We start from the raw sequence: 8302 nt of genomic DNA on the forward strand, positions 1-8302 counted from the left end.
GAGTACCTCATACTCTTATTACACAGCCGGTCTGAAAATAGATCAACCCACCTTAAAAATTTAAAATTAGTGTCTTGACAATGGGGTCCACCTTATTAAGCAGGATAATTCATTCCATTTTTCCATACTATCCCTCCTTATATGTAATAAAGAGAAATGAGTTTTAAAAATATCAACCAAATAATAGAAAAAATCAAGAACATATGTTCTTGATTTATTATAATCGATACTAATATTGTTGTCTTTACTAACTTTTTATTCTTGCTAAAAAGTCACAAAAAATAGTTCAAAATAACTAAAAATAGTTTTTTTATTAGGTTCGTTGACTTTTCATCTCTATCTTTCTCTTTATTTAACAAAGTATATTTAACAGCATCGGGAGGGAACCTATGAATGACCAATTACCTGAATGGGCAATTATTGTAGGGAATTATGGTTTTCCGATTGTATTAGCGATTTACCTTCTATTCCGTTTTGAAAAGAAAATTGAAAATCTCTCAAATGCTATAGATCAATTGAGAGAAAGTATTATAAGCAAGAAAAAATAAAATGAGAGGAAATACTGAAATGATAAACAACAAAGAAATTATTGTATATACACAAACTGGATGCCCTTTTTGTCATCAACAGGTTCAATGGATGAAAGAAAACAAAATCCTTTTTATTGAAAAGAATATTACTAATAGTGAAGAATTTTTAAATGAATTTTTAGATCTGCATGCTAATGGTGTACCTTACACACTTATTAAAAACAGTGACAATGAGCATAAAGTTATAGGATTTAACAAAGAAAAGCTAGAACAGCTTATCATGCAATCGTAAAACAGAGTTAATAATACTTAACCTCCTTTCTCTTTAAAACAAGAAAGGAGGATTTTTATGCTTGTCATTGTTTTGGATGCCGGTCATGGAGGTTATGATCTGGGTACATCAGGTCATGGGTTAGTAGAAAAAGATTTGGCATTAGAAATTACGCTAAAGGTAAAGCAGCAATTAAGTCAACACAAAGGAATAAGTGTTCATCTGACACGGGCTAATGATACTTTTATTAGTCTTTTAGAAAGGGCTGATATCGCAAACCGGTTAAAGGCCGATTATTTTGTGTCGTTTCATCATAATTCAGGTGGCGGCACAGGATTCGAGAGTTATATTTTTCCTGGCTTAAAAGGGACAACGACAGCTCACATGCAATCTGTTTTGCATAAAAAGGTGATGGCTTTTTATGAAGAATTTGGCTTAAGAGATCGCGGCGAAAAGACGGCTGATTTTGCCGTGTTAAGGGAAACAAAAATGCCGGCGATCTTGCTGGAGAATTTATTTTTAGATGCGACACATGATGCTCAATGTTTAAAACAATCACATTTCATTAATGAATTAAGTCAAACAATTGCTGAAAGCATAATTAAAGTAATTTAAAGCTCCTTATCAAGGAGCTTTAAATTTTTTATTTTTAACGGTTGATTTTCAGTTAATTAATTTCTCTTTATATAGTAAACACATGGCAGCATAGCCAAACGGTAAGGCAAAGGTCTACAAAACCTTGATTTTCGGTTCGAATCCGAATGCTGCCTCCAAATCAAAAATTTAGAGTGCACTCTAAAAAATTAGGAGGAATTATAATGACAGAAGATCTACAAATAAAAAAATTAGAACCAGGATCCAAATTATACGACGAATCTCTAAATAAGGCTTTAAATAATAAAGAAATTCAGCAATTAGTAAATTTACGTAAAAAACAAGGATATAATGTTAAAGAAAAAAATCCAACCATTAATCAAATAACAGACTCTGATAAAAAACCTCTAATGAAACAAGTTGTATTTAATATTTATGAAGACTCTAAATTAGTTGGCGATGTTACCTTTATTACTGGAAAAGATGATATACCATATTCACAAGTAAAAAAAGGAAACACAATTGATTTATACTTTATAGAAAACGATCAATTGCAACATAAAGAATATAATTTAAATAAACCTGATGAAATCCAAGCCTTAATTTCAATGTCAGACTGTCAAGGAATAGTCCAAGCTATTTGTTCTGGCGGCGTAGTAGGTTCACTCACAAAATGTGTAGCCGCTTGTGCTGAATCGGGCCCTGGTGAAGCCGTTTGTACCCCAATTTGTGGAGTTATATTAAATCTTGGATGTTTATTTGGAACAAGAGGTCTTTGTGAAATCATTACTAAAATTACCTAATGAATTATCTTTAAATTAAGGAGATCCTATTAAAGGATCTCCTTTTATTTTTTTCTAATAATCGAATATGCAACAATAATAATTACAAATATAATTAATAAATAATAAATGATAAATTGTACATTAATCATGCCAATTCCGCATATTAAAAGGATAACAGCTAAAAGGAGAGATATAAGATATAATAATCCAAAAAAACTTAACATAAACTTTCTAAAGTTAAATGAAACACGTTCGTCAATCTCTGGCACCTCATCATCACTAGCTTTTTTATTATTAAATAATTCTCGAACTAAATGTCCTATAATTGGTGCAAAAATACCTATTAGAGCATAATAAATATTATGACTAACCAAATATATTATTCCAGCGGACAATATAACACCAATTAAAATACCAATATAGTTTTGTTTAGTCATTATTATCCTCCTCTAAATAAAATATTTCTTCAACAGGCTTACTAAAAAAACGAGCGATTTTTAAAGATAATTCAAGACTTGGATTATATTTATTTCTTTCAATAGCTGTTACTGACTGTCGAGTAATTTGTAATGCTTTAGCCATTTCAATCTGGGTTATGTTCATTTCCTTCCTTAAATTTCTTATTTTATTTTTAACAAACATATTCGTTCATCCCCAAAAAACGTAATGTAAAGTCTTATTTACATTATGAACCATAATTATCTAAATGTAAAGTTTTATTTACAAAATGGTTTATTATAACAAATGGTTAAAATTTAAGGGGAACAAGCTTATTACGGTTATCTTAAAAAATAAAATGGTGACTTAATTAAAGTTATATCCGTGACTGTTGTAGGTATAATTATTATATTATTGATTCCTATTAATCTAATTCGATTGCCTTGATGGCAATCTTTTTCTTTGCCTTGATGGCAAAGATTTTGAGAGAAAGTTTTATAAAGAAAGGGTAACAATGTTTGCTCTATATATAGAGTGAGAAGGAGCAAACCTATTAAACTACCAAAAATACTGTAATGACGCGGTTTTTTGGATTTTTCGTAGTTGGCAATTTTACCAACTTTAGTTGGCGATTTTACCAACTACGAGATCATAAATTCTTGGTGGTAAAAAAACCAACTACAAAAAATACTGTATATAACAAGAAAAAGACACTTTATAGTGTCTTCTAAATTAAACGTATTGGTAAGTTTTTTAATGTAGGATTTTTCATTGCCTTTACAAAAATTGCTTTTAATGTTTCGTTTACACTGTCTCGATTTCCGGAAAACATAATATTAGGATTTACAAATAATGCGTATGTACGTGCATTATTACTTTCTAAAGCTGATTCAGAGCGAGCCAACAATCCTTTATCAATTAAAGAATTTATTCTTTTACTCATATTTGATTTATCCATTCCAAGCTTCTTAGCTAAATCCGTTTGAGTTATCGGCATAGGGTTCTTAGAATTAACATCATCAACTAAACAATTTGAAGAAAATCCCACATAACCGGAAACATCAATTAAAAAACTCTTTTCAGCATTTGTAAGATATCGCTGTTCCTTTAAATACAATATATTTTGTTGGATGATTTGTACAAACTTTGCCCTATTTTTCACTTTTCTCTCCGGAACCAACTTCATACCTCTAGAATTAGCCTTTGCTTGTAATTCATGAGCTTTCTTCATTTCTTCATCAGTTAGGATTTTTTCGTTTTCAATATCCCTTAATCTTGCCTTTTTCTCCGCATCATTAAAATTAATTGTTTTTCCCATCTAATTCCTTCTCTCCTTTTGTAGAAGGAATTAACCCTTATATGCTAGAATATAATTACTTAAGAGAATAAGGGATAATCCCTTCGTGATTTCAGAAACCGCTGGCCTGCCAAAGCATAGCGGTTTCTTTCATTTTCTCCTATCTTCGACATTAGCAATAAAATCCCCTTTTTTCTACCCATTCAAGCATTTTTCTTTACGATTCTCGAATTTTTTAACTTTTGAATCCAACTTAGCTAACAGATTATCGTCAATCCTTTCAGGTTTATATCCCATCCGATCAATCAAAATACCCTCTATAACCTTCATACGCTTTGTATAAAGCTTGTACTGCTCTTCAGTATAGTTTAACATCTCTTGATCTATTGAAGGGCTATTAGAGAGCTTTTGAGCGCTTCTCATAAGATCATAGTTTTGCGAGCGCTCTTTCCTAACTAATCGTAACAATACTAAAAGGTCATAAGTATGGAGCGCTGCCAATTTATTAAAAGGTAAATGACACATCTCTATGTAAACCATCTCACTCCGTTCTGGGTGCTTTTGATGCAAAGGAGCGCCACAAAAAACACATGTCTCCATAAGAACATCATTCTCTGTATCGCAGTATAAACAATTCAAAGTATCCTCTCCTTAACAAATAGACGCTACCATAAAAGTAATTGCATCGATGGATTAAACCATCATTTTTTGCTCTCAGAATATGATGATCTTCCTCCATTAAATTGTTCATTATTAATTGATTTTTTGTCATGACCTTAATGTATTTTTGACCATGTTTCCGATCATTTCTTTCTCATTTTTATTGAACTTCTATGTTTTGTATCAGCACATGAAATAGAGAGAAAGAGCATAAGGAGTTTCTGATATCACTTGGCGTGATATGCTAGGCAGTGCCTAGCGAAACTCTGATATCAAGAAATCCCTTTAGGTGATGACACGGTGATGACCCAAAACAGAACATATATACCCAGGTGATGAGTCGGTGATGACACTCTTTTTGATAGGTGATGAGACGGTACAACTTAGGTGACGACATGGTGATGACCCTATTTTTTCACGATAATGACACTATGACGCTCTGAGAACAATCATTGTTTGATGATGATTTTCTTTATTTTATTACGCATCATCAGCGCCCGAACAATCGTGAAAAAAAACTTCTTTTCTTCTCATGATCAACTTCCGCAGCCACTTGTTTTCGTGAGTCTTGCAGCTCACGAATAGCCGTCATTAGCTTTGCATCTCGCTCCTCTATTCGATCTGATATGTACTGTTTTTGTTCCTCTATTTTCTCTTTAAGCTGCTCATTAATTTTCTCTTGTTCTAATTGTTGTGCTTTGGTTTCAGCAACCAACTTTTCAAGCTCCGTCATTCGTTCCATCGCTTTTCCCATTGTCGACATAACGGTTAATAATGCGTCCCGATCTTTGACTTTTTCAGCCCGACTTATCGTCGTCTTCACCTCGTCGCTAACCGTCTCGGCGTCCACCGGGAAACCGCGTTCTGTGAGCTCAAGCGATATTTGAGACATATCGTAATCTTGGGCACGTAATTCTTTAACTGTTAAAAGTACTTCAATAGCTTCCGGTTTGTAGTAGACTGTTGATCCGTTTTTCACTTTTGGAATAAAAGGCGAAAAATTCGTTATCCAGTCACTAACAGTAGATTTAGGCACGCCGACAGCCTCAACAACATCTTTTTTCCTTAATAGTCCGTCCACTCCGTCGTCCTCCCATTCATATACGGATTTTTAACCGTCTAATGACGTCCGCCCGCTGTCAAAAAGCAACCGTCCTATGGTACTGCAGCAATAAATAACATTCGTCCTTCCCGTCTTTTTTCCTTTCTAATCTAATCAGTAATTTTAACCATCTTACCGATCATCCCTTTCCCGTCTTAAATTGAAAAAAGAGCAAGCCAACAAAGCTTACTCTCTCCTATGGATTTCTTAACGTACGATCATGATGCCCGCAATTCCTTAAAACAATTGTATCCGGTTTTTCAAAGTGAAAAGTAAGCCGTATGTCCATATTAGCGCTTGCTTCAAATATGTAATCCCATCCCTCCATCTTCTTTGTTCGGAGGGACGGATGCCTCGGATCATGAGCCAAAAATGCTATGGCTTTCTTTATTGCCTTCTGAGACTTAGCGTCAAGGGCTGCAAAATTCTCATTAAAACGATCTGTCCGCCTAAAATTCAATGGTTACTTCTCCTTTGATAAATCATCAAGCGCTGCTAATGTATCTTCAAAATTCATAGGAGGAGACACCCGACCGTCTCTTAATTGTTGTTCAACTTCACGTTCTTCCTTTTGCCATTCCTCTGACCAAAACCATGCTTGATCTTTTGGCACCTCTACCATTGGTACAATGACAATTTTTCCATCTTCTAATCGACACTCTAAGCGATCACCCTCATGTAGTTGTAACGCGTCTACAAACTCCTTAGGAATCGTAATTTGAGAACGCTTTTTAAAGCGAATGGATTCGCGTTTCATATGAGCACCTCGCTCTAACGTTTTTACCATCATATGATACCCCTTCTGAATTTGATTATACAAAAATCACACTTTCGCACTTTCTGATTTCACTTTAACATACTTTAATATTTTTCAAAAGAGCATAGCCGCAACATCAGAATTGCAAAATGAAACTTCGAAGATGCACGATGCAACATCGGAGTTGTAAAATACAACAGCATTCCAGTAAAGATAAAACGCTACCTTAAGGTAGCTGTGAGTTGGCTTAAGCCAACCTGATAGGTCTTTAGGATACTGGGACCGTACACGATTTTAACCCCGGTTTCTCTTAGAAACCCCCGGAACATACTTTCGTTATTTTGTATAAAAAGAAAAGCGATCGGGCAGCTCATTCCCTAATCGCTTCTTGTCACCATTTAAATACTTTATAAGCAAAATAAAATGTTAAAGAAAGCACCGAAATCACTATTAAAAGCATCGTCATTAACATCAATACCAATGCTACAACCTCTCCTTAATAAACAACAAAATATAAGGTGTTTTATGATATATAACACGATATTATCCCTTTTTTATGGGGTTTAGGCAACATTCAAATGGCACTGAAAATCAAAGCAATCCGGAGCAATCACGAGATCGCGGTTTTTGATTATTAGACCGATTTTTGCATGATTTCCCGGCATGACAATCAGCCCATATCGGCGAATTTGGCCGAATATGGGCTTTTTTGTTTTGGGGTGGTTCCGCTAAGATGCATTATGTTAACTAATGTAAGAAAAACGTGAGGATAGGTCTACACGTTTTCCATTAACAATTCATTTCACTACGTATTTTTTTCATTTGTTTAGCAGCTTCGATTGAAAGATCTTGAAACATTTTTTTATCCTTTAAATCACAGCACTCAATACATTTAGAATACTCTGAAAGGCAACGGCATGACATAATATAACATTTGTACAACAAATCATATTTATTAATCATGATGTTCACCATCCCTGAACTTTTTGTTTAAATTCAAAAAATCCGGGTGTTTCTTCATATTTTACATTATCAATTGTCTGGATGATCTTTAATTTTAGATCTTGTTCAACATCTTCTCTATAACTTTTTGGAATGCTATATAAGGTTTTCCTTATTTTTGGTTCCATCTGCTTTAAGATATCATCAACATAAAATTCAGCTGGTAATCTACTACAGTCATGCATATTATCATCCTTTATCTAATTGATTTTTTAAACGATTTAATGCTTTATGATGTATCTTTGAAATATTTTGGGGTGATTCACCAAAAAATTCAGCAATTGCTTTGTTATTCAAACCACGCACATAAAACAATTCCAAAATCTTCAACTGCTTATTTGAAAGTGTTTTTAAAGCTTGATATAACTTCGGATTCTCAACATAATGAAAAATATCGTCTCCCTCATTAACTATCCATTCACTCACATTTGGTTTATAAGAATGATAAACATCTAGAAAAGTTACTTTGTTATCATCCATTTGAATTGGCTTATCTAAAATCAAAGAATGTCTTTGATAAAAATTTTTGTACCTTTTATCTAAATCTATAGAATGATAGTAAATTAAATTTGAAATATATTTAATAAACCTCATTTTAAAGAAAAATTGTTTAAATCCATGGTCTAATTTCCTTTTATTTTCTTCAGTTGGATAACATACAGCTTTTGCAAGTAACAACAAATTTTCCTTCCGCTTTAAATATTCCTTCATAACAGGCTGTTCTAATAAAACAGGATTATGTTTTAAATAATTTTGAAAGGATTGGCTATTTATATAATGGACCCAAGAAATTAGACACGAAGAAAGGATATGTTAAGGTAGGTTTATGAAACGAAAAAGATATTCATCCGAATTTAAAGCGCAAA

Annotated in this window: 13 protein-coding genes and 1 tRNA gene; 5 read left to right on the forward strand and 9 right to left on the reverse strand. The window is 33.2% G+C overall.

Features of this window, described 5'->3' with window-relative positions:
• The first annotated feature begins 389 nt into the window (after positions 1-389).
• From JOD45_RS15835 to JOD45_RS15855, 5 genes are all read left to right on the forward strand, one after another.
• Positions 390-548 (forward strand): YvrJ family protein, encoded by a 159-nt coding sequence (locus JOD45_RS15835; RefSeq protein WP_205004884.1) that lies wholly within the window; start codon positions 390-392, stop codon positions 546-548.
• Between the two features lie 19 nt (positions 549-567).
• Complete coding sequence (locus JOD45_RS15840; protein ID WP_205004885.1) at positions 568-822, forward strand: glutaredoxin family protein; 255 nt, start codon at positions 568-570, stop codon at positions 820-822.
• Between the two features lie 57 nt (positions 823-879).
• The gene (locus tag JOD45_RS15845) at positions 880-1416 is read left to right on the forward strand and encodes an N-acetylmuramoyl-L-alanine amidase (RefSeq protein WP_205004886.1); all 537 of its coding nucleotides are present in this window, start codon (positions 880-882) and stop codon (positions 1414-1416) included.
• Between the two features lie 84 nt (positions 1417-1500).
• A tRNA-Cys gene (locus JOD45_RS15850) sits at positions 1501-1574 on the forward strand.
• A gap of 45 nt (positions 1575-1619) precedes the next feature.
• The gene (locus tag JOD45_RS15855; protein ID WP_205004887.1) at positions 1620-2198 is read left to right on the forward strand and encodes a hypothetical protein; all 579 of its coding nucleotides are present in this window, start codon (positions 1620-1622) and stop codon (positions 2196-2198) included.
• A gap of 44 nt (positions 2199-2242) precedes the next feature.
• Here the strand turns inward: JOD45_RS15855 and JOD45_RS15860 are convergent, their stop codons facing one another.
• The 9 genes from JOD45_RS15860 to JOD45_RS15900 form a co-directional block, all read right to left on the reverse strand.
• Positions 2243-2617 (reverse strand): hypothetical protein, encoded by a 375-nt coding sequence (locus JOD45_RS15860; protein ID WP_205004888.1) that lies wholly within the window; start codon positions 2615-2617, stop codon positions 2243-2245.
• Entirely contained in the window at positions 2610-2822 is a 213-nt protein-coding gene (locus JOD45_RS15865) for a helix-turn-helix transcriptional regulator (RefSeq protein WP_205004889.1), read from the reverse strand. Before JOD45_RS15865 ends, JOD45_RS15860 begins: the two co-directional genes overlap by 8 nt.
• Before the next feature lie 137 nt (positions 2823-2959).
• Entirely contained in the window at positions 2960-3259 is a 300-nt protein-coding gene (locus tag JOD45_RS15870; RefSeq protein WP_205004890.1) for a hypothetical protein, read from the reverse strand.
• Positions 3260-3345: 86 nt separating this feature from the next.
• A complete protein-coding gene (locus tag JOD45_RS15875) occupies positions 3346-3936 on the reverse strand; it encodes a MarR family transcriptional regulator (protein WP_205004891.1) in 591 nt (196 codons plus the stop codon).
• 174 nt (positions 3937-4110) lie between these two features.
• Entirely contained in the window at positions 4111-4455 is a 345-nt protein-coding gene (locus JOD45_RS15880; RefSeq protein ID WP_239549329.1) for a hypothetical protein, read from the reverse strand.
• A gap of 610 nt (positions 4456-5065) precedes the next feature.
• Positions 5066-5656, reverse strand: coding sequence for a MerR family transcriptional regulator (locus tag JOD45_RS16910; RefSeq protein WP_205004893.1), 591 nt, complete (start codon positions 5654-5656; stop codon positions 5066-5068).
• Between the two features lie 217 nt (positions 5657-5873).
• Positions 5874-6137, reverse strand: coding sequence for a type II toxin-antitoxin system RelE family toxin (locus JOD45_RS15890; RefSeq protein WP_205004894.1), 264 nt, complete (start codon positions 6135-6137; stop codon positions 5874-5876).
• A 3-nt stretch (positions 6138-6140) separates the two neighbouring features.
• On the reverse strand, positions 6141-6464 hold the full coding sequence (locus tag JOD45_RS15895) for an AbrB/MazE/SpoVT family DNA-binding domain-containing protein (protein ID WP_205004895.1): 324 nt from the start codon (positions 6462-6464) through the stop codon (positions 6141-6143).
• 1161 nt (positions 6465-7625) lie between these two features.
• A complete protein-coding gene (locus tag JOD45_RS15900; RefSeq protein ID WP_205004896.1) occupies positions 7626-8147 on the reverse strand; it encodes a sigma-70 family RNA polymerase sigma factor in 522 nt (173 codons plus the stop codon).
• Positions 8148-8302: the final 155 nt, after the last annotated feature.

The organism is Scopulibacillus daqui (assembly GCF_016908855.1).
Taxonomy (GTDB): Bacteria; Bacillota; Bacilli; order Bacillales; family Sporolactobacillaceae; genus Scopulibacillus_A; species Scopulibacillus_A daqui.

Bases quoted from the DNA above. Each gene is read 5' to 3' on its own strand.
- JOD45_RS15835 (WP_205004884.1), top strand. From the start codon at position 390: ATGAATGACCAATTACCTGAATGGGCAATTATTGTAGGGAATTATGGT.
- JOD45_RS15840 (WP_205004885.1), top strand. From the start codon at position 568: ATGATAAACAACAAAGAAATTATTGTATATACACAAACTGGATGCCCT.
- JOD45_RS15845 (WP_205004886.1), top strand. From the start codon at position 880: ATGCTTGTCATTGTTTTGGATGCCGGTCATGGAGGTTATGATCTGGGT.
- JOD45_RS15855 (WP_205004887.1), top strand. From the start codon at position 1,620: ATGACAGAAGATCTACAAATAAAAAAATTAGAACCAGGATCCAAATTA.
- JOD45_RS15860 (WP_205004888.1), bottom strand. From the start codon at position 2,617: ATGACTAAACAAAACTATATTGGTATTTTAATTGGTGTTATATTGTCC.
- JOD45_RS15865 (WP_205004889.1), bottom strand. From the start codon at position 2,822: ATGTTTGTTAAAAATAAAATAAGAAATTTAAGGAAGGAAATGAACATA.
- JOD45_RS15875 (WP_205004891.1), bottom strand. From the start codon at position 3,936: ATGGGAAAAACAATTAATTTTAATGATGCGGAGAAAAAGGCAAGATTA.
- JOD45_RS15880 (WP_239549329.1), bottom strand. From the start codon at position 4,455: ATGGTTTACATAGAGATGTGTCATTTACCTTTTAATAAATTGGCAGCG.
- JOD45_RS15895 (WP_205004895.1), bottom strand. From the start codon at position 6,464: ATGGTAAAAACGTTAGAGCGAGGTGCTCATATGAAACGCGAATCCATT.
- JOD45_RS15900 (WP_205004896.1), bottom strand. From the start codon at position 8,147: ATGAAGGAATATTTAAAGCGGAAGGAAAATTTGTTGTTACTTGCAAAA.